Below are 22,313 nucleotides of genomic sequence, written 5' to 3'. Positions count from 1 at the left end.
TTCCGCTGCGCTGCAGCCGCCATGACCGCCGCATTGGCCTCGAACTGCAATGCGGATCGTCCGATCAGGACTGGCGCGAGATAGGTGTCGATGACCGACTTGATGGATTCGACGCTTTCCTCGGCCCATCTCGGCCCGCCCAGCGTCGATGCTTCGCCATATCCGGTGACGCCGTTTTCCAGGCGCAGCGACACGAGGACGTAGCTCTGGTGCGAGACTTCCGTGTTGGCGAGCTTGTGGCGGCGGCGCGTCGGCGCATCGATGATGACGGTCTGGATGTCGCGGACTTTCACATCCTGCTCGAGACCGGCGGGCATGAGAACGGGAGCCGTCGCCGGAGCGTTTGTGGCGTTCATCGCAGAGTATCCAGTCAAGCGTGGGAGAAACCCGGCCCCGAAGGGCCGGGCCTGGGAGAACAGGCTATTCGGCGGCCTGCAGCATTTCGTTGGAGCGGATGACGAAATCGAATTCCATCTCAAGGTCGCTTCCGGAGCCTGCCGGCGCCTTTTTCAACTGGCCGATCAGAGCCTCTTTGACGGCAAAGACGGAGTCGTTGTCGAGATATTCTGTCTCGGAGTCGTAGATCTGGGAGATCAGGGTCTTGTAGCCGTCCTTCTGGATCAGGAAATGGATATGGCCCGGCCGCCAGGGATGGTGGCCCATATAGTTAAGCAACTCGCCGGCGGCCCCGTCATAGGGGATCGGATAGGGCACCGGACGGATGCAGACGAATTCGTAACGGCCGTCGGCGTCGGTCTCGAACCGGCCGCGCAGATTGTAATCCGGCTGATCGGGATCCTGTTGCTCGTAGAGGCCGTTCGGCGCGTCTTCCCAGACGTCGATGGTCACGCCCGGCACCGGATTGCCGGCGGTGTCGCGGATCTGGCCGGTCACTTTCAGCGTTTCCTGGTTTTCGAAGTCCTTCTGGATGATGCTCGCGCCCTTCGGCAGGACCGGCGGATTGTCGCGATAGAAGGGGCCGAGAACCGTTGGCACGGTTTCGCCATGGGTCGGCTTCTTGTCGATCATGTCGACGAGGACTTCCATGCCGATGATGTCGGCGATCAGGATGAACTCGTTGCGCGCATCGCTGGAGATGTCTCCGGCGCGTCGCAGGAATTCCATGCCCTCAGTCCACTCGTCATAGGTCAGGTTCACTTCCTTGCAGAATTCGTGAACATGGCGCAGTAGCGAGGTCATGATTTCGCGATTGCGTGCCGGAATGTCGTCCGACATGGCCTTGATGACGGCGTCCGTCAGGTTTTCGATCGTGATGTTGCGCATTGGTTCCTCCCAAGCTTGCGTGTTCCACCTCACCGCCGAATAAGTCGGTCGCCGGACGTTTCCTCAATGCCCGTCCGAGTATCTGTCGATACCCAAACCGTTCCCGATCGCCGATGCGGATACCTCGCGGGTATCATCATACACTCGCTGCGATATTGCGGCTTGGCGTCGCGCCCGTCAGCTTCCGGTGAAACGATCCAGGGGAGGAGGGCGTTTTGACAACGCTGCTGGACATGCACGGCGTCAACAAGAGCTTCGGCGCGTTGACCGTCGCGGACGACGTGAATTTCAAGGTGATGCAGGGAGAAGCAGTCGGCATCATCGGCCCGAACGGTGCCGGCAAGTCGACGCTGTTCAACCTGATCGGCGGCGGACTGCCCGTCTTGTCGGGACAAATCCGCTTCGAGGGCCGTGACGTGACGCAACTGCCAGCCGCCGACCGTTGCCGCATGGGCATCGCGCGCACCTTCCAGATCCCGCATCCTTTCATCGGCATGACCGTCTTCGAGAACCTTCTTGTCGGCGCTTCTTTCGGCCAGGATGCCGAAGACAAGCGGCAGTGGTGCCGGGACATTCTGGAGCGCTCCGGCCTTGCCGCGAAGGCCAATATCGAGGCCGGGCGGCTGACGTTGCTCGAGCGCAAGCGCCTGGAACTGGCGCGGGCAATGGCGACACGGCCCCGGCTTTTGCTGCTTGACGAAATCGCCGGGGGCCTGACGGAAGGCGAGTGCGGCCAGCTCGTCGCCACCATCCGCGGTATCCGCGAAACCGGCGTCTCGATCGTATGGATCGAGCATATCGTGCATGCGCTGCTCGCCGTGGTCGACCGGCTGGTCGTGATCAACTTCGGCAAGATTGTCGCCGAGGGCGAGCCGAGGGCGGTCATGGCCGATCCGATGGTCCAGGAAATCTACATGGGGATCGAGGTCGATGACGCAGCCGCTGCTTGAGGTGAGGGGACTCACCGCGTTTTACGGCGATTTCCAGGCGCTGTTCGAAATCGGTTTCTCGGTCGCCGAGGACGAGACCGTGGCGATTATCGGCGCCAACGGGGCCGGCAAATCGACCTTCCTGCGCGTCCTGACCGGACTACACGCCAGTGTCGGGCAGGATATTGTCTTCTCCGGCAGCCAGATCGCCGGCATCAGCGCCGACCGGGTGCACAAGCGCGGCATCGCCATGGTGCCCGAGGGCCGGCGTCTTTTTCCCTCGCTTTCTGTCGAGGAAAACCTGCTGATCGGAGCGTCCGGCGGCCGCGACGGGCCGTGGACGCTGGACGCGGTCTACGACCTGTTTCCCGATTTGACGTCCAAACGCCGCAATCCGGGGACTGCCCTTTCCGGCGGTCAGCAACAGATGGTCGCGATCGGACGGGCGCTGATGTCCAATCCGAAGCTGTTGCTTTGCGACGAAATCAGCCTCGGTCTCGCGCCGAAGATTATCAAGGACATCTACGCGGCCGTGCCGCGCATTCACGATCTAGGCACCTCCATTGTCGTGGTCGAGCAGGATGTCGGCCAGGCGCTGGCGGTCGCCGACCGGATCTATTGTTTCCAGGAAGGGCGCGTCTCGCTGACCGGGACACCCGAGACACTGACGCGCGCGGATATCGCAAAGGCCTATTTCGGCATCGACGAAGAGGAGGCCGCCTGATGGTCTGGATCAATGCGCTGCTGCAGGGCGTCCTGCTTGGCGGGCTTTATGCGCTGTTTGCCGCGGGGCTGTCGCTGATGTTCGGCGTCATGCGTTTCGTCAACATTGCCCATGGCGATTTCATCGTGGTCGCTGCTTACCTGATGATGACCAGTGTGCTGATCGCGGGCGTGAATCCTTTTGTCGGTATCGGGCTCGTGGTCGTGATCATGGCGGCGGCCGGATATCTCGGGCAGCGCTTCCTGCTGAACCGCGTTCTCGGCAAGGACATTCTGCCGCCGATCCTCGTCACCTTCGGCCTGTCGATTATCCTGCAGAACGCGCTTCTGGAAATCTTCAGCGCCGACAGCCGCCGTGTGCAGACTGGTTGGCTCGAAACGGCCTCGATATCTCTCAACGACGTCGTTGCCCTTGGCCTTCTGCCGATCCTGATGTTCGTGGCGGCGCTGGCGGTTCTCGCCCTGTTGCAGTGGATCTTCTACCATACCGCGCTCGGACGGCTCCTGCGCGCCACGTCCGACGATGCAGAAATCGTGCCGCTGATGGGCGGCAACAACGCGCATATCTTCGCACTCGCTACGATGCTGGCCAGCGGCGTGGTCGCGGTGGCCGGGGTTCTTCTCGCCATGAAGACAAACTTTGATCCGACCGCCGGTCCGGCGCGTCTGCTGTTTGCGTTCGAGGCCGTCATCATCGGCGGGCTTGGCAATATCTGGGGGACGCTTGCCGGCGGCATTGTCCTCGGCGTGGCGCAGACCATCGGCGCCCAGATAGACACCGGCTATCAGGTGCTGGCCGGTCATCTGGCCTTTCTCGCCGTGCTCGTCCTGCGCCCCAGGGGCCTGTTTCCAAAGACGATTGGATAAGGACGATGAACGAAGCTCCCGCCCTGCGTTTTGGCCTGCCCGGCCTGTTCGTCGCCGTTGTCCTGATCCTCGCCGTTGCACCGTTCTGGGCCGGACGCGCCGATATGCGCCTGCTGATGGAGGCTTTCAGCTTTCTCGCGCTCGCGCAGATGTGGAACCTGCTTGCCGGTTATACCGGCCTGGTTTCGGTCGGCCAGCAGGCCTATGTCGGCCTCGGCGGTTATGTCTTTTTCGGCCTCGCGATGTTTACCGGCCTGCATCCGCTCGTTGCCATGCCGCTGGCCGCCGTCTTCGCCGGTCTGGTTGCCATTCCGACCGGCTGGGTCGCCTTTCGCCTGCAGGGCGCCTATTTCGCCATCGGCACCTGGGTGATCGCGGAGGTTTTCCGCCTTGTTGCCGCGCAGTTTACGGCGCTTGGCGGCGGTTCCGGCATCTCGTTGCCCGTCGCCATCGTCAAGTCCATCGGTTCGTCGACCGCGGGACGCGAGATGGCGATGTATTACGTTGCCTTTGCCATCGCGCTCGTCGCCACGCTCGGTGTCTGGGCGCTGCTGCGATCGCGCTGGGGGCTTGCGCTGACGGCGATCCGTGATTCGGAGCCGGCCGCCGAAAGCCTCGGTGTCCGGACGCGGCGCACGAAATTCCTGATCTATGTGCTGACGGCGGGCATGACCGGTCTGGCCGGCGCTTTCATCTTCCTGCAGAAACTCCGGATTTCTCCGGAGGCCGCCTTCAGCGTCAACGAGTGGACCGCTTTCGTCATCTTCATCGTTGTCATTGGCGGCATCGGCACCATCGAGGGCCCGATCATCGGGGTCGTGATTTTCTTTGCCCTGCGCGGACTTACGGCCGACTGGGGCACCTGGTACCTGATGATGATGGGCGCCATTGCGATCGCCGTCATGCTGGTCGACAAGCGCGGCGTCTGGGGCGCGTTGCATGCGCGCGGCGTGCCGTCGGTCTTCGCGACCACGCGATCATTGCGTCTCGAGACCGGGACCACGTTGCCGGCCGCATCGCCCCGGGTCGAGCCGGCCGAATAGAACGCACGCGCCAGATAATACGTGCGCGGTTGCTTGCGAGTCTTCGTCTACAGAAATAGCGTGGAACAACATCCTGTTCTGGCCCGGGAGGCCTTGTCACCATGTTCAAGCGCGCGTTTCTTGCCATTCCCGTTATCTTTGTGGTCGCCCTCCTGGCGCAAATCGCCAGCGCCCAGACGGGCGGGCGGCAGGTGGTCTTGAGAGAGAACGGCGATTACTACGGCTTCGACATTTCGACGGAAACGGATGTCAGTCTCGACCAGTGCCAGACGATCTGCCTCGCCAACAGAAGCTGCCGCGCCTTTACCTACAATTCGAAGGTGAACTGGTGTTTCCTGAAGTCCGATTTCGGCCGGTTGCAGCAATCGGAAGGCTCGATTGCCGGGCGCGTGGTCGATATCGGCGGCGAACGCGATCTCGGCGCTCCGCGTGAACTCGATTTCGCCAGCGGCTACAAGAACCTCGCCACCACGTACCGCGCCAATATTCTCGCCGCCGTGCCGGCCGGTCTGCAGGAAAGCGTCGGAGCGCTGGCGCGAGCGGCCTATTCGGCCGAGCATTCCGGCAACGCGCGCGCCGCTCTGGGCAAATTCGGGCTCGCTGCGGGACTGGCGCCCGAAGACACGAAATTCTGGGCGGGGATCGCGCGCGCGTCGCTGAACATAAGGTCAAATTCCAACGAAGCGCGAAAATTGCGGGAAACGGCGGCGTCCGCGGCATTGAACGCCTACGCAACCTCGCGCACCGTTTCCGACCGTGCGGCGGCGCTCAAGCTGATGGGACAGGCTTTCGAAAAACTGGCCGACGGACGGCCTGCGATCGAGGCCTACAAGGCGAGCCTGGAACTGGCAGACGCGGCCGATGTGCGCGCGGCCTATGCCGCGGCGCGCGCCCGCTACGGTTTCCGGGTCCTGGAGCATACCATCGACGCCGATGCGGAGACGCCGCGCGCCTGTGTGCAATTCTCCGAGGACCTGACGGATGCCGATTACGCATCCTTCGTGACGCTCGACGGCGCGCCGCCGCAGGCTCTCGTGGTCAATACGCGGGAAATCTGCGTCGACGGCCTGAAGCATGGCGAGCGTTACCGGCTCACCCTGCGCGCCGGCCTGCCGTCCGGGATCGGCGAGGTGCTCGAGAAGCCGGTGGCGCTCAATCTCTTCGTACGCGACCGCGCCGAGAGCCTGCGCTTTACCGGCGACAATTTCGTGCTGCCGGGCACCGCCCGGCGCGGTATTCCGGTTGTCACCGTCAACACCGACAAGGCGGAACTCGAACTCTACCGTGTCGGCGACCGGTCGCTGGCGCAGATGATCACCGGATCGCAATTCCTGACCCAGCTCGACGGCTATTCGCTCGACCGCATTCGCGACGAGATCGGCGAGCCCGTCTGGAAAGGGCAGCTGGATATCCGCAACGTCCTGAACGAGGAAGTGACGACAAGCTTCCCGGTCGACGAGGCGGTGCCGCAGCGCAAGCCCGGCGTCTATGTCCTGACTGCGAAACCCGTTGGCGAACACAGCGAATACTGGCAGTCCAAGGCGACGCAGTGGTTCGTTGTCTCCGATATCGGGCTGACAACCTTTGACGGCGAGGACGGCCTGACGGTGTTCGCGCGCTCGCTCGGCAGCGCCGGACCGATTGGCGGGGTGTCGCTGACGCTGATTGCGCGCAACAACGAGATACTCGGCGAGGCCGTAACCGACGGTGACGGCATGGCGCGGTTCGAGCGCGGCCTGACGCGCGGCGAGGGCGGTCTGGAGCCGGCGGCGCTATCGGCGCAAAATGGCGAGGACTACGTTTTTCTCGACCTGACGAGGGCGGGTTTCGATCTCTCCGACCGCGGCGTGACAGGCCGGCCGGCGGCCGGCGCGCTCGACGTCTATGCCTGGACGGAGCGCGGCATCTACCGGGCCGGCGAGACCGTGCATGCGCAGGCGCTGGCGCGCGACGGCGCGGCGCGGTCGGTCGGCGACCTGCCGATGGTGTTCGTGTTCACCCGGCCGGACGGTATGGAAGACCGCCGCATCGTCTCCGACGGCGCGGCGCTCGGCGGCCATTCGGTGGATCTCGACTTGCAGGAAAACGCCCAGCGCGGCGCCTGGACAATGCGCGTCTACACCGATCCCAAGCAGGAGGCGCTGGCGGAGAAGGTGTTCCTGGTCGAGGACTTCGTGCCGGACCGGGCGGAGTTCACGCTGACCGGCGGCGGCATGGTGATCGGCGAGCCGACGCAAATCCGGGTCGATGGACGCTTTCTCTATGGCGCCCCGGCGGCGGGATTGACGCTGGAAGGCGAAATGTCGATCGCGACGACACAAAGCTGGAACGCTTTCCCCGGCTACGTCTTCGGCCTGAGCGACGAGGACGTCAGCGAGGCCGAAAGCACCAACGCGCTGGAAGGGCTGCCGGTACTCGATGAAAACGGCAAGGCGACGTTCGAGGTCGGTCTCGACGAGGCGCCGGACACGACGCGGCTTCTCACCGGCACGGTGACGGTGCGGATGCGCGAAAACGGTGGCCGCCCGGTCGAGCGTTCGCTGTCGCTCGACATCGCGCCGACCGGCGACATGATCGGCATCAAGCCGGAATTCGCGGATTTCCAGGTGCCCGAGGGGTCGGTCGCGAAGTTCAGCGTGATCGCCGCCAATCCGGCGGGCGAGCGCGTCGCCATGACGGGCCTGCAATGGTCGCTGGTACGCGTCGAGACGCATTATCAATGGTACCGCGACGGAACCTACTGGAAATACGAGCCGGTCGAATTGACGACCAAGATCGCGTCGGGCCGCATCGATGCGTCCGCCGATGACGTGGCCGAAATTGCGGCGCCGGTGGACTGGGGACGGTTCCGTCTCGACGTCAGTTCGCCGGACGGAGCCGGGCCGATCTCGAGCGTCGGGTTCGATGCCGGCTACTATGTCGAGGCGTCGTCGACCGACACGCCGGACGGGCTGGAGATCGCGCTCGACAAGGCACAATACGCGCCGGGCGAGACGGCGAAGCTGAAAGTCTCGCCGCGCTTCGCCGGCAAGGCGCTGATCACGATCGGCACGGAGCGTATGCTTGCCACCTTCACCGCCTCCGTGCCGGAAGGCGGGACGACCGTCGACATCCCGGTCAGCGAGGACTGGGGCGCGGGCGCCTATGTGACCGCGACGCTGTTCCGGCCGGGCGAAGCGCAGCAATCGCGCATGCCGATGCGCGCCATCGGCGTCAAGTGGCTCGGTATCGATCCCGGCGAGCGCGATCTTGCCGTTTCGCTCGACGTGCCGGAGCGCATCGAACCGAACACGACCCTGTCGATCCCCGTATCGGTGACCGGCGCGCAGGCGGGCGAGGAAGCCTATGTCACGCTCGCCGCCGTCGATGTCGGCATCCTCAACCTGACGCGCTACGAACCGCCGGCGCCCGACGACTGGTATTTCGGCCAGCGCCGGCTCGGCCTCGAGATGCGCGATCTCTACGGCCGCCTGATCGACGGATCGGCCGGCGAGATGGGCAAGCTGCGCACCGGCGGCGACGGCGTGCAGATGGGCTCCAAGGGCAGCCCGCCGACCGAGAAGCTGCTGGCGCTTTATTCGGGAATCGTGCGGCTCGATGCCGACGGCAAGGCGACGGTCACCTTCGACGTGCCGCAGTTCAACGGCACGGCGCGGCTGATGGCGGTCGCCTGGACGCGCGACGGCGTCGGCCACACGACGCAGGACCTGATCATCCGCGATCCGGTGGTGATCATGGCGAGCGCGCCGCGTTTCATGGCGGTCGGCGACACGGCGCAAATGCTGATCGAACTCGCCAACACTGACGGTCCGGCGGGAGACTACCGGCTGAGCGTCGAAACGAGCGAAGAACTGGCGGCGAGCCGGCAGGAGGCGATAGTGACGCTCGCCTCGGGCGCACGCGACGCCGTCCGGTTGCAGCTTTCGGCGCGGGACATCGGGCCGGGCACGGTCACCGTGCGGCTGGCACACGGGAACGGGATGACGCTGGAGACCGTGCGCAACATTCCGGTGCGCGCCGAAACGCTGCCGGTAACGACGCGCATGGAGATCCCGCTGGCGGCGAATGGCGGCGCGCTGACCATCGACGGCGAATTGCTCGCCGCGAGCATTCTCGATGGTGCGTCGGTCTCCATCGGCGTGTCGCGCAACTCCGCGTTCGATATTCCGTCGTTGTTGATGACGCTCGACCGCTATCCCTATGGCTGCGCCGAGCAGACGACCAGCCGCGCGCTGCCGCTGCTCTACGTATCGCAACTGGCCAAGAATGCCGGCCTGCCCGACGATCCGGACCTGAAGGAACGCATCCAGGGCGCGATCGACCGGGTGCTGAACTATCAGTCCTCGGCTGGCAGTTTCGGGCTTTGGGGCCCGGGCGGCGGCGATGCCTGGCTCGACGCCTATGTCACGGACTTTTTGACGCGGGCGCGCGAACAGGGGTTCGACGTGCCGGAACAGGCGATGAAACAGGCGCTGGAAAACCTCGAGAATACGCTCGCCTACAACAATGACATCGCCTCGCACAGCAGCGAGATCGCCTATGCGCTCTACGTGCTGGCGCGCAACCGGCGCGCTTCGCTGACCGATCTGCGCTACTATTCGGAAAGCCAGATCAACGAGTTCTCCAGCCCGATGTCGCAGGCGCAACTGGGCGCGAGCCTGGCGCTTTACGGCGACCAGATCGGCGCGGAAAACGCGTTCCGCTCGGCCTTCCTGCTGGCGCAGGCGACAGCTGCGCAACGGGTTGGGCGGAGCGATTACGGGTCCCGGCTGCGCGACGGCGCGGCGATGCTGGCGCTCGCCGCGGAGACCAGGCCGTCGATCTCGTCGGTCGAGGACATGATCGGCTACGTCTCGGGCATCCGCAAACAGAGCCGCTGGACCTCGACACAGGAGGAAGCGTGGATGCTGCTTGCGGCCCGCGCGCTGGCCACCGCCGACGACACGATCGACCTCGATGTCAATGGCGTAACGCATGACGGCCCGTTCGCCGAGCGGGTCGAGGGATCGCAGCTGGGCGTCGAACCGGTGACGGTGACGAACAGGGGCGCAGATCCGGTCGGCGTCACGGTGACGGCGGTCGCCGCGCCGAAGCAGCCGCTGCCGGCCGGCGGCGAGGGTTTCTCCATTACGCAGCGTTACTACACGCTCGACGGCAAGGAGGCCAGCGTCGCCGAGGTCAAGCAGAACGAGCGCTATGTCGTGGTGCTGACGATCAACGAGCTCAACAGTTGGCCGTCGCGCCTGCTTGTCACGGACCTGTTGCCGGCGGGCTTCGAACTCGACAATCCGAACATTCTCGGTTCGGCGCAGCTGAAAAACTTTCCGTGGCTCGGCCAGGTATCCTACGCGCACAGCGAATACCGCGACGACCGGTTCGTCGCGGCGTTCAACCGCAGCGGCCGCGACGACCACGAGTTCTCGTTCGCCTATGTCGTGCGCGCCGTGACGCCCGGCAATTTCGCGCATCCGGCGGCGAGCGTGGAGGACATGTACCGGCCTGAACTCTCGGCGCGCACCGCGACCGGCCGGATGATCGTGTCGGCCAACTGACGATGCGCAGGGCAGGGCGGATCATCGCGGCAACGGCGCTGGCGCTTTGCGCCATGCCGCTGGCGGGCCTGGGGACGTTCCTCGCGCTCGACCGGATCTATCCGCTGCCGCCGGTCGGCGATGTGCCGGTGTCGGCGCAGGTCGTCGACCGCGACGGGAAATTGCTGCGCGCCTTCGCGACAAGGGAAGGCCGCTGGCGGCTGCCGGTGAAACTCGCGGACGTCGACCCGCAATTCATCCACATGCTGATCGCCTACGAGGACAAGCGCTTCCGCGATCACCACGGCGTCGACCCGGTGGCGATGCTGCGCGCCAGCATGCAATTCGCGACGAACGGACGGATCGTCTCGGGCGGTTCGACGCTGACGATGCAACTAGCCAGGCTGATGGAGGTGGGCGGTGGTCAGGCGGTCTCCACCAAGCTCAGACAGATGTTCCGGGCCTTGCAGATCGAGCGGCGGCTGAGCAAGGACGAGATTCTCGAACGTTACCTGACGCTGGCGCCCTATGGCGGCAATATCGAGGGCGTGCGCGCCGCCTCGCTCGCCTGGTTCGGCAAGGAACCGAGGAAGCTGCTGCTGTCGGAGGCGGCGCTGCTGGTGGCGCTGCCGCAATCGCCGGAGACGCGCAGGCCCGACCGGCATCCCGAGAATGCGAAGGCGGCGCGCGACCGCGTCCTGAAACGCATGGCGGATGCCGGCGCGATCGAACCGGTGGAAGTGGCGCGCGCGTCTGCGGCCCGGCTTTCGGGCGCGCGGCGCGGCCTGCCGGCGCTGGCGCCGCATCTTGCCGAAGCCGCGTTGCGCGCCGATCCTGCCGCCGCAACGGTCACGCTGACGATCGACAGGGATATCCAGCGTTCGCTCGAAACGGTCGCGCGCAATGCCGTAAAACGCCTCGGCCCGAAAACCTCCCTCGCATTGATGCTCGCCGACGCGCGAACCGGCAAGATCCTCGCCGAGGTCGGATCGGCGGACTATTTCGACACTGCCCGCGCCGGCTGGGTGGACATGACGCGGGTGCCGCGGTCTCCGGGCTCGACGCTGAAACCGTTCATCTACGGGCTGGCGCTGGAGCAAGGCATCATCGTGCCGGAAACCATGATGCGCGACCGGCCGGCGAATTTTTCCGGCTACCGCCCGGAGAATTTCGACACGACCTACCAGGGCGATGTGACCGTCCGGCAGGCGCTGCAGATGTCGCTTAACGTGCCGGCGGTGCAACTGCTCGAATCGGTCGGTCCCGTGGCGTTGATGCAGCGGCTGCGCCGCGCCGGCATCGACCCGGTCTTGCCGAAGCAGGAGAAGCCGGGACTGGCGATAGGCCTCGGAGGCGTCGGCCTGTCGCTGGCCGATCTGGTGCAGGCCTATGCGGCGCTCGCCAATGGCGGCAACGCGGTGACGCTGACTGACGGCGTCAACGGGACGCGCGCGCCTTACCGGCTGCGACCGGTGCTGTCCGCAAAGGCGGCCTGGCAGGTGGGCGACATCCTGAGGGGCGTTCCCGCGCCGGCGGCCTCGGCGGCCCGGACCATCGCCTACAAGACCGGCACGTCCTACGGCTATCGCGATGCCTGGTCGATCGGTTTCGACGGGCGCTACGTGCTCGGTGTCTGGGTCGGCCGCGCCGATAATGGCGCCGTGCCCGGCTCGACCGGCGGCGGCACGGCCGCGCCGATCCTTTTCGAGGCCTTCGCGCGCTCCGGGCTTGACCCGGTGTCCTTCGCCGGTCCTCCGCCTGGAACACGGGCGATCGCCAGCGCCGACCTGCCGGAAGGGCTGAAGCGATTTGTGCCGAAGAGCGCGCAACTGGTTCCGGTCGTCGGAACGACAACCGGACCGGAGATCGTCTATCCGCCGCAGGGCGCGCAGGTGGAACTGGCCGGCGCGGCGGGCGAGGGGTTTTCGCCGCTGGTGCTGAAGCTGCAGGGCGGCAAGGCGCCGTTTCGCTGGATCGCCAACGGCAAGCCGCTGGAGGCGCTGTACCGTCGCCGGACAGCAACCTGGACGCCTGACGGCAAGGGCTTCTCCAAGCTGACCGTCATCGACGCGGCGGGCAAGGCGACCACCGTGGACGTCGTGATCCGGTAGAGACGATGTCGCTGCGCTCGGATGATGGCGCTCGGGCTTCGGCCGGTTTTCAATGATTTCGGCGCACTGCTGAACCTTGGAAATTGTTGGCGAAAGAGCCCGCGGCGACAGCCCCGCGCGCATTTCGCGCTCCGCTTTTCCGCAGTGGGTTCAGATAGTTCCCTGAAATTCCTCAATCGACAGCCTGCGCTTTTGCATATCGTTCATTGCGCGGGCGAAATTGCGGAATCGTACTGATAGTGCACGCTCAATTCCGGCACGGATGCACGACATGCAATTTTCTTGGGCATGAACAAAAAACGCGCATGCCCGCTTGACTCCTCCGTTCCATCCAATACGCTGAGTGCAAATACCGGACGTCGTCCGGATGGCATTTGCGCCTCGAATCCGTGCCGGAATACCGGCAGCCGGTTCGGGGCGTTTTCATTTTCAGGAGCGGCGTTTGAGGCAGCTGGTCGAAGTCGGGATTCTCTATTCGCGGTCGGGCGGATACGCCCTGATCTCCAATGCGTGCCGCGACGGCGCCATCGCCGCGATCGCCGATGTGAACGCGGACCCGGATTCGCCGATCCTGTTCCAGGCCGTCGAACGCGACCCGGAAGGCAATGTGGACCGCTATGCGCCGCTCGCCGAGGATATCCTTCGCAACAGCTCTGCGCGCCACATCGTCGGCTGCGTGACCTCGTGGAGCCGGAAGGAAACCATCCCGGTCCTCGAAAAGCTCGGCGGAACGCTCTGGTATGCCTGTCCCTATGAGGGCTTCGAGGCCAACGACCGGGTCGTCTACACCCATGCCTGTCCGAACCAGCATCTGGTGCCCCTCATCGCGTGGGTGGTGCCGCGCCACGGCCCGAATGGCTTTCTGCTCGGCTCGAACTATATCTGGGGCTGGGAAACCAATCGCGTGGCGCGCGACCTGATCGCCGACGCCAATGGCGAGGTCTTCGGCGAACGCTACCTGCCGCTCGGCGAAACGGACGTGACGCGTCTGATTGACGAAATCCGCGCCACCCGCCCGTCCTTCATTCTCAACAATCTGATCGGGCCGTCATCCTATGCGTTCCTGTCTGCCTATGCCGATCTGGCCAGGCAGGATCCGTATTTCGCGCCGGAATCCTGTCCCGTCCTGTCGTGCAACCTGACCGAGTGCGAACTGCCCGCATTAAATGGCAATGCCGATGGTCACCTCGTGGTCGGGCCCTATTTCCGCAACGTGGCCGAAGATCTGGGCTGGCCGCTGGCAGGGGCGCGCCGCTGCGCTTCGTCCTTCGAGGCGGCAGCCTATTCTTCGGTTCGGATCCTGGCCGAGGTCCTGGCGAATGCCGGCGGCGGCGAGGACACCGATTTTTCGGGCGCATTTGCCGGCCATGCATTCAGCACGCCGTGCGGTCCGGTCCGGATCGACCCGCGTACCCATCACGCCTCGCTGCCGGTCGTGATCGGGCGCATCGCCGGCAATGATGTCGACATGCTCGAGGTGCGCGAAAGCGTCGAGCCTGATCCTTACCTTTCGCGCTACGACCGGACGAAAACATTCGGGCGGCCCGCGCTCAGGGTGGTGTCATGAGGCGCAGCTTCCGGATACCCAATCTCGGCGGCGCGACGGCGCTGATCCTGCATCGTCCGCACCCGACGGTTACATCCATCGCCCGGCAACTGGCGGCGATCGACATCACTGCCCGGGAATGCTGGCCGGACCTGCCGCCGGACGGTATTGCCGCCGATTTCATCTTCTTCGACGCCGATCTCGGTCACGACGAGCAATTCCCGTGGAAGCCCGGCGAGGCGCAGATGCCGATGATCGCGCTGATCGGATCGGAGGCGCCCGGCCGCATCGAGTGGGCGCTGCACCAGAACGCCGACGCTCATCTTCTCAAGCCGGTCGGCAATTCCGGCGTCTATAGCGCGCTCCTGATCGCGCGCCGCACCTTCGACGCTCGCCGTCGCCAGAGCGCGGAAATCGACGAGTTGCGAAGCCGTGTCAGCGCGCGGCAAACGATCGTGCGTGCGGTGACGTTGCTGGCCCAGCGCGGCATCGACGAAGAGCAAGCCTATGCGCAACTGCGCCAGCTCGCGATGACCTGGCAGATGAGCATGGAGGACGCGGCGCACCACATCGTCAAATGGTCGCGGGAAGGGAAAGCCGGTGAGCGAACCGATATCGCCTGACCTTGCCGCACCGGTCGTATCGGCGCCGCGCTACGACAGCGCATGGTCGCGTTTGCTGCGCCGGCCGCTGGCGATCCTGGGGCTTGTCATCATCCTGGCGACAGTTCTTGGCGCCGTGTTCGCTCCCTGGCTGACGGCCTTCGAACCCGACGCGCAAATGTTCGACGGGCTGACGATCGAGGGAGCGCCGCTGCCGCCTGACGGCAAGTTCTGGCTCGGGACCGACCTTCTCGGCCGCGATCTTCTGACCCGTATCCTTTATGGCGCGCGCACCTCGCTGGTCATCGGAATTGCCGCGAACGGCACGGCGCTGATTATCGGCACCCTGATCGGCGTCACGGCCGGATTCTTCCGCGGTTTTGTCGGTGCGGTCCTGATGCGGTTCACCGATCTGATGATGGCTTTTCCCGCGCTGCTCCTGGCGATCTGTCTCGCCGCGATTTTCCAGCCCAGCCTGTGGATCGTCGCCATGGTGATCGCGCTGGTAAACTGGGTCCAGACGGCGCGCGTCATCTTTACCCAGACGAGTTCGCTGGCCGAGCGCGAATTCATCGACGCCGAACGCACGCTTGGCGCCGGCAGCGTGCGCATCCTGTTCCGCCACATCCTGCCGCATCTCGTGCCGACGATCATCGTGTGGGGCACGCTCGGCATTTCCACGACCGTGCTGCTGGAAGCGACGCTCAGCTATCTCGGCGTCGGCGTGCAGCCGCCGACACCGTCTTGGGGCAACATCATCTTCGAGAACCAGACCTATTTCCAGGCCGCGCCGTGGCTGGTCTTCTTCCCGGGCATGGCGATCCTCGCCCTTGCGCTCGGCTTCAACCTCGTTGGCGACGCCCTGCGTGACATCCTCGATCCGACGCAGCGGGGGAGGGAGTAGTGGCGGCCTATCTGGTACGACGTCTTTTCCAGGCGATATTCATTCTTCTGGGCGTTTCCGTCATCACCTTCGCGCTGCTCTATTTGTTGCCGGCCGATCCGGTCCGCCAGATCGCAGGCCGCAGCGCCACCGCGCAGACGGTGGAAAACATCCGCCACCAACTCGGCCTCGACCAGCCCTTCATCGTCCAGTACTGGCGTTATCTGACGGGGCTGGTGCAGGGCGATCTCGGCCGCTCCTATCTGCAACGGTCCGAGGTCAGCGAACTCATCGCCGCCCGCCTGCCGGCAAGCCTGCTGCTGATGGCCGGCGCGATCGCCTGCGAACTGGCGATCGGCCTGACCATGGGGCTCGTCGCCGCCGTCCGGCGCGGCACCGTTACCGACCAGACGCTGATGATCGCCTCCTTCGTCGGGGTCTCGGCGCCGCAATTCGTCGTCGGTCTGCTGCTGCTCTACTTCTTCGCCGTCCAACTCGGCTGGTTCCCGATCGGCGGCTACGGCACATGGCGGCATCTCGTCTTGCCGTCGGTCGCGCTCGGCATCCTCGGCGCCGGCTGGTACTCGCGCATGATGCGCTCGTCAATGATCGACGTTCTGCGCCAGGATTACATCCGCACGGCGCGCGCCAAGGGGCTCGCGCGCGGCACAGTCCTGCTTCGCCACGCCTTGCCCAACGCGATCCTGCCGGTCATCGCGATGATCGGGATCGACATCGGCCTCTTCATGAGCGGCATCGTCGTGATCGAAAGCGTCTTCGGCTGGCCGGGCATCGGCCAGCTCGCCTGGCAGGCGATCCAGCGCGTCGACATCCCGATCATCATGGGCGTCACGCTGGTCTCGGCCTGCGCCATCGTGCTCGGCAACCTTCTGGCCGACATCGTCACCCCGTTCATCGATCCGAGGATCAGGCTCCGGTGAACACATGTCCTTCCCATCTACAACACGGAGAATTCCAATGAAGCATTGGCTCTACACAACGGTGGCCGCGACCGCGGTCGCGGTGACGCTGGCGGGCGCGCCCGCTATCGCGCAGGATGCCGCGCTCGACCCGAACGCCACGCCGGGCGGCAACATCGTCATCACCTACAAGGACGACGTTGCCACCCTCGATCCGGCGATCGGCTACGACTGGCAAAACTGGTCGATGATCAAGAGCCTGTTCGACGGGCTGATGGACTATGAGCCGGGCACGACCACGCTGCGCCCGGGCCTCGCGGAAAGCTACGAAATCTCCGACGACGGCAAGACTTTCACCTTCCACCTGCGCAAGGGGGTCAAGTTCCACAACGGCCGCGAGATGAATGCGGACGACGTGAAATATTCGCTCGACCGCGTCACCAATCCGAAAACCCAGAGCCCGGGTGCCGGCTTCTTCGGCTCCATCAAGGGCTATGACGCGATGGCCGACGGATCGGCGGAAACTCTCGAAGGCGTCACCGTGGTCGATCCGTCGACGGTGAAGATCGAGCTGTCGCGCCCCGACGCCACCTTCCTGCATGTCATGGCGCTGAACTTCGCCTCCATCGTGCCGCAGGAAGCGGTCGCCGAAGCGGGCGCCGATTTCGGCAAGAAGCCCGTCGGCACCGGCGCCTTCAAGCTCGCCGAATGGACGCTCGGCCAGCGCCTCGTCTTCGCGAAGAACGAGGATTACTGGCGCAAGGGTCTTCCCTATCTCGACCAGATCACCTTCGAGGTCGGCCAGGAGCCGATTGTCGCGCTGCTCCGTTTGCAGAAGGGAGAGGTCGACGTTCCGGGCGACGGCATCCCGCCGGCGAAATTCCAGGAGGTGATGTCCGATCCGGAACAGAAGGCGCGCGTCATCGAGGGCGGCCAGCTTCACACCGGCTACATCACCATGAACGTGGCGATGCCGCCCTTCGACAACAAGGAAGTGCGCCAGGCCGTCAACATGGCGATCAACAAGGATCGCATCGTCCAGATCATCAACAACCGCGCCGTGCCGGCCAACCAGCCGTTGCCGCCGTCCATGCCGGGCTATGACAACGCCTACAAGGGGTATGAATACAATCCCGAAAAGGCCAAGGAAATGCTCGCCGAGGCGGGCCTTCCGAACGGCTTCGAAACCGAGCTGTTCGTCATGAACACCGATCCCAACCCGCGTATCGCGCAGGCGATCCAGCAGGATCTTTCCTCGATCGGCATCAAGGCGTCGATCCAGTCTCTCGCCCAGGCCAACGTGATCGCGGCCGGCGGCGAGAAGGACCAGGCGCCGATGATCTGGTCGGGCGGCATGGCCTGGATCGCCGATTTCCCGGATCCGTCGAACTTCTACGGTCCGATCCTCGGCTGTGCAGGCGCGGTGCAGGGCGGCTGGAACTGGTCGTGGTACTGCAACGAAGACCTCGACAAGCTGGCGACCGAGGCCGACGCCATGACCGATCCGGCAAAGAGCGCGGACCGGGCGAAACTGTGGAGCGAGATCTACGGCAAGATCATGGAGGACGCGCCCTGGGTGCCGGTCTTCAACGAACAGCGCTTCACCATGAAGTCCGCGCGCATGGGCGGTGACGACAGCCTGTATGTCGATCCGGTCTCCATCCCCGTCAACTACGATTATGTCTACGTGACCGAGTGAGCCATGTGCGTTAATTGCGACTATACGATTCACGGGCGTCAGCACCATTTCGGCTGGGACAATTCCAATGTCCCGGCCGAGACGGTGGCCCCCGGCTCGACAATCCTCTTTCACTGTCATGACAGTTCGGCGGGTCAGCTTGACCCGTCGTCGACGGTCGAGGACGTCAAGACGCTCGACTTCGGCAAGATCAACCCGGTATCGGGTCCGATCTTCGTCGACGGGGCGGAGCCGGGCGACGCGTTGAAGATCACCATCGACAGCTTCAAGCCCTCGGGCTTCGGCTGGACGGCGAACATTCCGGGCTTCGGCCTGCTTGCCGACCAGTTCGAGGATCCGGCGCTGACGATCTGGAAATACGATCCCGACACGCTTGCCCCGGCCATGTTCGGCAAGGAAGCCGCGGTGCCGCTCAAGCCCTTCGCGGGGACGATCGGCAATGCGCTTGCCGAACCCGGCCTGCATTCCATCGTCCCGCCGCGGCGGGTCGGCGGCAACATGGACATCCGTGATCTTGCCGCGGGCACCACGCTCTACCTGCCGGTGGAGGTCGCGGGCGCCTTGTTTTCGGTCGGCGACACCCATGCCGCCCAGGGCGACGGCGAGGTTTGCGGCACCGCGATCGAAAGCCCGATGGATGTTGTCCTGACGCTCGACCTCGTCAAGCAGGCGAACCTCAAGACGCCGCGCTTCACGACGCCGGGGCCGGTGACGCGCCATCTCGACGCTAAGGGCTACGAGGTGACGACGGGCATCGGGCCGGACCTGATGGCGGCGGCGAAAGACGCGGTCGCCAACATGATCGACCTCTTGTGCGCGACGCGGGGCATGGATGCCGTCGACGCCTACATGCTGGTGTCGACATGCGGCGATCTGCGGATTTCCGAGATCGTCGACATGCCGAACTGGGTCGTCTCGTTCTACTTCCCGCGCTGCGTCTTTGAATGAGTGAAACCGCGATCATTGCCGCACCCGGGGCCGAGACCCCGGGTGCGGCCCGGACAGGCGATATGCCCGTGCTCGACGTGGACCGGCTGACCATCGTCGCGCGATCGCCGGCGGGCGACACGCCGTTGGTCGAGGACCTGTCATTCGAACTGAGGCGCGGCGAGACGCTGTGCATCGCCGGCGAGTCCGGTTCCGGCAAGTCGATGACGTCGCTGGCGATCATGGGCCTGCTGCCGCAACCGGCCGTGCGTGTCGCCGCCGGCTCCATCCGCTTCGGCGGCGACGATCTCACCTCGCTCGACGAGCGCGCAATGCGGCGTATCCGCGGCGACCGAATTGCGATGATCTTCCAGGAGCCGATGACGTCGCTCAATCCGGTGCTGAGCATCGGCCGGCAGCTGATCGAGGCGATCGAGACGCATACGAGCGAAACCCGCACGCAGTCGCGTGCCCGTGCAATCGAGGCGCTGAAGGCGGTGCGCATTCCCCAGGCCGAACAACGCATGCGGCAATATCCGCATGAGCTCTCCGGCGGCATGCGCCAGCGGGTGATGATCGCCATGGCGCTCGCGTTGCGGCCCGACATCCTGATCGCCGACGAACCGACAACTGCGCTCGACGTCACGGTGCAGGGCGAAGTGCTGGAATTGCTGCGCGACCTGCAGCGCGAATTCGGCACCAGTATCATCCTGATCACCCATGACATGGGCGTCGTCGCCGAGATGGCCGACCGCGTCATCGTCATGCGGCAGGGCCGCATCGTCGAAGCCGGCGAGGCGATTCCGCTTTTTTCCGCCCCGCGCGAGCCCTATACCCGTGCGCTTCTCGATGCCGTCCCGCGCATGGGCGACGGCATGAAAGGCACTGCCGCAGCGCGGTCTGTCAAACCGGTGAAGCCGATCCTTTCCGTCGACGGGCTGACGGTGCGTTTCGACATCAAGGGCGGGCTTCTCGGCCGGACGACGCATCGCGTCCACGCGGTCGAGAATGTCGGCTTTCAGATCGGCAATTGCGAGACCTTCTCGCTGGTCGGCGAGAGCGGCTGCGGCAAGTCGACGATCGCCAAGGCGCTGACGGGCCTGGTTCCGTTCACGGGCAACGTCCGTCTCGACGGCGTTCCTGTCTCCGGCCTCGACCGCGAGGGCAGGAAACGGGTACGCCGCGATATCCAAATGATCTTCCAGGATCCCTTCGCGTCGCTCGACCCGCGCATGCGCGTCGGCGATCTCGTCGGCGAGCCGATGGTGATCCACGGCATCGGCTCCGCGCAGGAACGGCGCGACCGCGTCGCTGCCCTGTTCGAGCGGGTCGGGCTGACGGCAGACCAGCTCGACCGCTATCCGCACGAATTCTCCGGCGGCCAGCGCCAGCGCATCTGCATCGCCCGGGCCCTCGCATTGCGCCCGAAGCTGATCATCGCCGACGAGAGCGTGTCGGCGCTGGACGTTTCGGTCCAGGCGCGCGTGCTGGAATTGCTGAAGGAACTGCAGAACGATTTCGGCATCGCCTATCTGTTCATCTCGCACGACATGGCGGTGGTCGAGAACATCTCCGACCGTGTCGCGGTGATGTATCTTGGACAAATCGTCGAAATGGGGACGCGCGACCAGATATTTTCCGATCCGCGCCACCCCTACACGAAGCGGCTGATCGATGCCGTTCCGGTCCCCGATCCGTCGCGCAAGCGGCATCGTTTTCCGCGTATGGACAGCGACATTCCGAGCCCCGTCTATCCTTTGGGCACGGGACCGGTTCGCAACGCCCTAGTGGACATGGGCGAGGGGCACCTGGTCGGGGCGGTGTCGTAACCGGCAAGGCCGGCATCCGGAATTGGCGACACTTCCCAAGCTTTGCGGTTTGCGTGTAGTGGTTTGGCCATGGAAACTGATTCCCGACCTGCCGGCAGCGATGTCCCGGTGATCCTGCAACGGGGCTTTCGCGTGTTCTTCCTCGGTGCGGCCGTCTGGGCCGCGCTCGCCATGGCCGTCTATATGGCGTCGCTGTCCGGCCTGCAGGTGATCGCGCCGTCCTTTTCGATCATCGACTGGCATGTCCATGAATTCCTGTTCGGCTATACCGGTGCGGTCATCGCGGGTTTCCTGCTGACGGCGGTGCCGAACTGGACGCGTCGCCCGCCGATCGCCGGTCTCCGGCTGCTGTTCCTCTTCGCCTTGTGGGTCGCGGGACGGCTGGCCATCGCCTGGTCCGGCTATCTCGGCGCCGATGTGGTGGCGGCGGTCGATCTCGCATTCCCGGCCTTTCTGATCGTTTTCATCGCGCGTGAACTGATCGCCGTCGGGAACTACCGCAACTTCCGCGTGCTCGCCCTTCTGGCCCTGTTCATGGCGGCCGACGCCGCCTTTCTCTATGAAGCGGCGCTCGCCGGAACCGGAGCCTATGCGGTGCGCGCGGGGCTCGCCGTGGTGCTGACCCTGATCATTCTGATCGGCGGCCGGATCATTCCGGCCTTCACCCGCAACTGGATGGCGCAGCACCATGAAACGGCGCTGCCGGAGCCGTTCGGCCGCTATGACGGGCTGACGATCGGCGTGTCCGCGCTGGCGCTGGCTCTCTGGACCATCATGCCCTATGGCGCGCCGGCGGCGTGGACGCTGGCGCTCGCCGGCCTGTTGAATATCGGCAGGCTCGCGCGGTGGCACGGCCGGCATGTCCTGAGCGAGGGCCTGGTCGCGATCCTGCACATCGCCTACGCCTTCATCCCGCTCGGCCTCCTGGCGATGGCGCTGTCGATCTACGATTTCTTCCTGATGCCCGCCGGCGCCGCGACGCATCTTTTAACTGCCGGCTCGATCGGCATGATGACCATGGCGGTGATGACGCGGGCGAGCCTCGGCCATACCGGCCAGAAGCTGCATGCCGACCGCACCATATTGGCGATCTATCTCAGCCTCGCGGCAAGCGTCTTCACCCGTTTCGCCTATGCGCTGGAACCGGGATACGCGTTGCTGATGGCGAGCGCCGGACTGTGGATCCTGGCTTTCGTGCTGTTCGTGGTGCGCTTCGGTTTCATGGCGAGGCGATAGCCGCCTGGCGGCGCCTGGACATTGCAAAAATGTAAGAAATCCATCCTTGCGGCTCCATGGGCCCGGGCGTAGCGTTGCGCATGAAATCCGGTCGGCGGCGGTTCCCGGCGCGACCGGAAAGCGATAATTTCAGCCTCTGAAAGTTGTTCGGGAAGGATGGAATTTTATCCGTATCCCGATCCC

Annotated in this window: 15 protein-coding genes and 1 pseudogene; 14 read left to right on the top strand and 2 right to left on the bottom strand. The window is 64.9% G+C overall.

Going from position 1 to position 22,313, the window contains the following annotated elements:
* Nucleotides 1–356 (bottom strand): annotated as a pseudogene (locus IG169_RS08185) (mandelate racemase); the annotation flags it as partial.
* 64 nt (nucleotides 357–420) lie between these two features.
* On the bottom strand, nucleotides 421–1,284 hold the full coding sequence (locus IG169_RS08180; protein WP_193175686.1) for a dioxygenase family protein: 864 nt from the start codon (nucleotides 1,282–1,284) through the stop codon (nucleotides 421–423).
* 233 nt (nucleotides 1,285–1,517) lie between these two features.
* Here IG169_RS08180 and IG169_RS08175 point away from each other — a divergent pair, with 233 nt between their 5' ends.
* The 14 genes from IG169_RS08175 (at nucleotide 1,518) to IG169_RS08110 (ending at nucleotide 22,130) form a co-directional block, all read left to right on the top strand.
* Entirely contained in the window at nucleotides 1,518–2,234 is a 717-nt protein-coding gene (locus IG169_RS08175) for an ABC transporter ATP-binding protein (RefSeq protein ID WP_193175702.1), read from the top strand.
* On the top strand, nucleotides 2,215–2,937 hold the full coding sequence (locus tag IG169_RS08170) for an ABC transporter ATP-binding protein (protein WP_193175685.1): 723 nt from the start codon (nucleotides 2,215–2,217) through the stop codon (nucleotides 2,935–2,937). Before IG169_RS08175 ends, IG169_RS08170 begins: the two co-directional genes overlap by 20 nt.
* Entirely contained in the window at nucleotides 2,937–3,803 is an 867-nt protein-coding gene (locus IG169_RS08165) for a branched-chain amino acid ABC transporter permease (protein WP_193175684.1), read from the top strand. Before IG169_RS08170 ends, IG169_RS08165 begins: the two co-directional genes overlap by 1 nt.
* Before the next feature lie 5 nt (nucleotides 3,804–3,808).
* The gene (locus tag IG169_RS08160) at nucleotides 3,809–4,846 is read left to right on the top strand and encodes a branched-chain amino acid ABC transporter permease (protein ID WP_193175683.1); all 1,038 of its coding nucleotides are present in this window, start codon (nucleotides 3,809–3,811) and stop codon (nucleotides 4,844–4,846) included.
* A 101-nt stretch (nucleotides 4,847–4,947) separates the two neighbouring features.
* A complete protein-coding gene (locus IG169_RS08155) occupies nucleotides 4,948–10,398 on the top strand; it encodes an alpha-2-macroglobulin family protein (protein WP_193175682.1) in 5,451 nt (1,816 codons plus the stop codon).
* Between the two features lie 2 nt (nucleotides 10,399–10,400).
* Entirely contained in the window at nucleotides 10,401–12,488 is a 2,088-nt protein-coding gene (gene pbpC / locus IG169_RS08150; RefSeq protein WP_428982240.1) for a penicillin-binding protein 1C, read from the top strand.
* Between the two features lie 442 nt (nucleotides 12,489–12,930).
* The gene (locus IG169_RS08145) at nucleotides 12,931–14,055 is read left to right on the top strand and encodes a transporter substrate-binding protein (protein WP_193175681.1); all 1,125 of its coding nucleotides are present in this window, start codon (nucleotides 12,931–12,933) and stop codon (nucleotides 14,053–14,055) included.
* Nucleotides 14,052–14,657, top strand: coding sequence for an ANTAR domain-containing response regulator (locus IG169_RS08140; RefSeq protein WP_193175680.1), 606 nt, complete (start codon nucleotides 14,052–14,054; stop codon nucleotides 14,655–14,657). The genes IG169_RS08145 and IG169_RS08140 overlap by 4 nt, the downstream gene beginning before the upstream one ends.
* Complete coding sequence (locus tag IG169_RS08135; RefSeq protein ID WP_343225624.1) at nucleotides 14,647–15,540, top strand: ABC transporter permease; 894 nt, start codon at nucleotides 14,647–14,649, stop codon at nucleotides 15,538–15,540. The genes IG169_RS08140 and IG169_RS08135 overlap by 11 nt, the downstream gene beginning before the upstream one ends.
* The gene (locus tag IG169_RS08130) at nucleotides 15,540–16,460 is read left to right on the top strand and encodes an ABC transporter permease subunit (protein WP_193175678.1); all 921 of its coding nucleotides are present in this window, start codon (nucleotides 15,540–15,542) and stop codon (nucleotides 16,458–16,460) included. Before IG169_RS08135 ends, IG169_RS08130 begins: the two co-directional genes overlap by 1 nt.
* 37 nt (nucleotides 16,461–16,497) lie before the next feature.
* A complete protein-coding gene (locus IG169_RS08125; protein ID WP_193175677.1) occupies nucleotides 16,498–18,138 on the top strand; it encodes an ABC transporter substrate-binding protein in 1,641 nt (546 codons plus the stop codon).
* A 3-nt stretch (nucleotides 18,139–18,141) separates the two neighbouring features.
* Nucleotides 18,142–19,086, top strand: coding sequence for an acetamidase/formamidase family protein (locus IG169_RS08120; RefSeq protein ID WP_193175676.1), 945 nt, complete (start codon nucleotides 18,142–18,144; stop codon nucleotides 19,084–19,086).
* A 62-nt stretch (nucleotides 19,087–19,148) separates the two neighbouring features.
* On the top strand, nucleotides 19,149–20,894 hold the full coding sequence (locus IG169_RS08115; RefSeq protein ID WP_210325912.1) for an ABC transporter ATP-binding protein: 1,746 nt from the start codon (nucleotides 19,149–19,151) through the stop codon (nucleotides 20,892–20,894).
* Nucleotides 20,895–20,963: 69 nt separating this feature from the next.
* Entirely contained in the window at nucleotides 20,964–22,130 is a 1,167-nt protein-coding gene (locus IG169_RS08110; RefSeq protein ID WP_193175674.1) for an NnrS family protein, read from the top strand.
* Nucleotides 22,131–22,313 lie beyond the last annotated feature (183 nt).

Source organism: Oricola nitratireducens (assembly GCF_014904745.1).
Taxonomy (GTDB): Bacteria; Pseudomonadota; Alphaproteobacteria; order Rhizobiales; family Rhizobiaceae; genus Oricola; species Oricola nitratireducens.
The sequence above is the reverse complement of the archived record's forward strand: the minus strand, read 5'-3'. Positions and strand labels throughout refer to the sequence as shown.

What these genes read in the sequence shown, in the direction of transcription:
- IG169_RS08180 (WP_193175686.1), bottom strand. Translation starts at nt 1,284, where the DNA reads ATGCGCAACATCACGATCGAAAACCTGACGGACGCCGTCATCAAGGCC.
- IG169_RS08110 (WP_193175674.1), top strand. Translation starts at nt 20,964, where the DNA reads ATGGAAACTGATTCCCGACCTGCCGGCAGCGATGTCCCGGTGATCCTG.
- IG169_RS08125 (WP_193175677.1), top strand. Translation starts at nt 16,498, where the DNA reads ATGAAGCATTGGCTCTACACAACGGTGGCCGCGACCGCGGTCGCGGTG.
- IG169_RS08140 (WP_193175680.1), top strand. Translation starts at nt 14,052, where the DNA reads ATGAGGCGCAGCTTCCGGATACCCAATCTCGGCGGCGCGACGGCGCTG.
- IG169_RS08170 (WP_193175685.1), top strand. Translation starts at nt 2,215, where the DNA reads ATGACGCAGCCGCTGCTTGAGGTGAGGGGACTCACCGCGTTTTACGGC.
- pbpC (WP_428982240.1), top strand. Translation starts at nt 10,401, where the DNA reads ATGCGCAGGGCAGGGCGGATCATCGCGGCAACGGCGCTGGCGCTTTGC.
- IG169_RS08155 (WP_193175682.1), top strand. Translation starts at nt 4,948, where the DNA reads ATGTTCAAGCGCGCGTTTCTTGCCATTCCCGTTATCTTTGTGGTCGCC.
- IG169_RS08165 (WP_193175684.1), top strand. Translation starts at nt 2,937, where the DNA reads ATGGTCTGGATCAATGCGCTGCTGCAGGGCGTCCTGCTTGGCGGGCTT.
- IG169_RS08175 (WP_193175702.1), top strand. Translation starts at nt 1,518, where the DNA reads ATGCACGGCGTCAACAAGAGCTTCGGCGCGTTGACCGTCGCGGACGAC.
- IG169_RS08115 (WP_210325912.1), top strand. Translation starts at nt 19,149, where the DNA reads ATGCCCGTGCTCGACGTGGACCGGCTGACCATCGTCGCGCGATCGCCG.
- IG169_RS08160 (WP_193175683.1), top strand. Translation starts at nt 3,809, where the DNA reads ATGAACGAAGCTCCCGCCCTGCGTTTTGGCCTGCCCGGCCTGTTCGTC.
- IG169_RS08120 (WP_193175676.1), top strand. Translation starts at nt 18,142, where the DNA reads ATGTGCGTTAATTGCGACTATACGATTCACGGGCGTCAGCACCATTTC.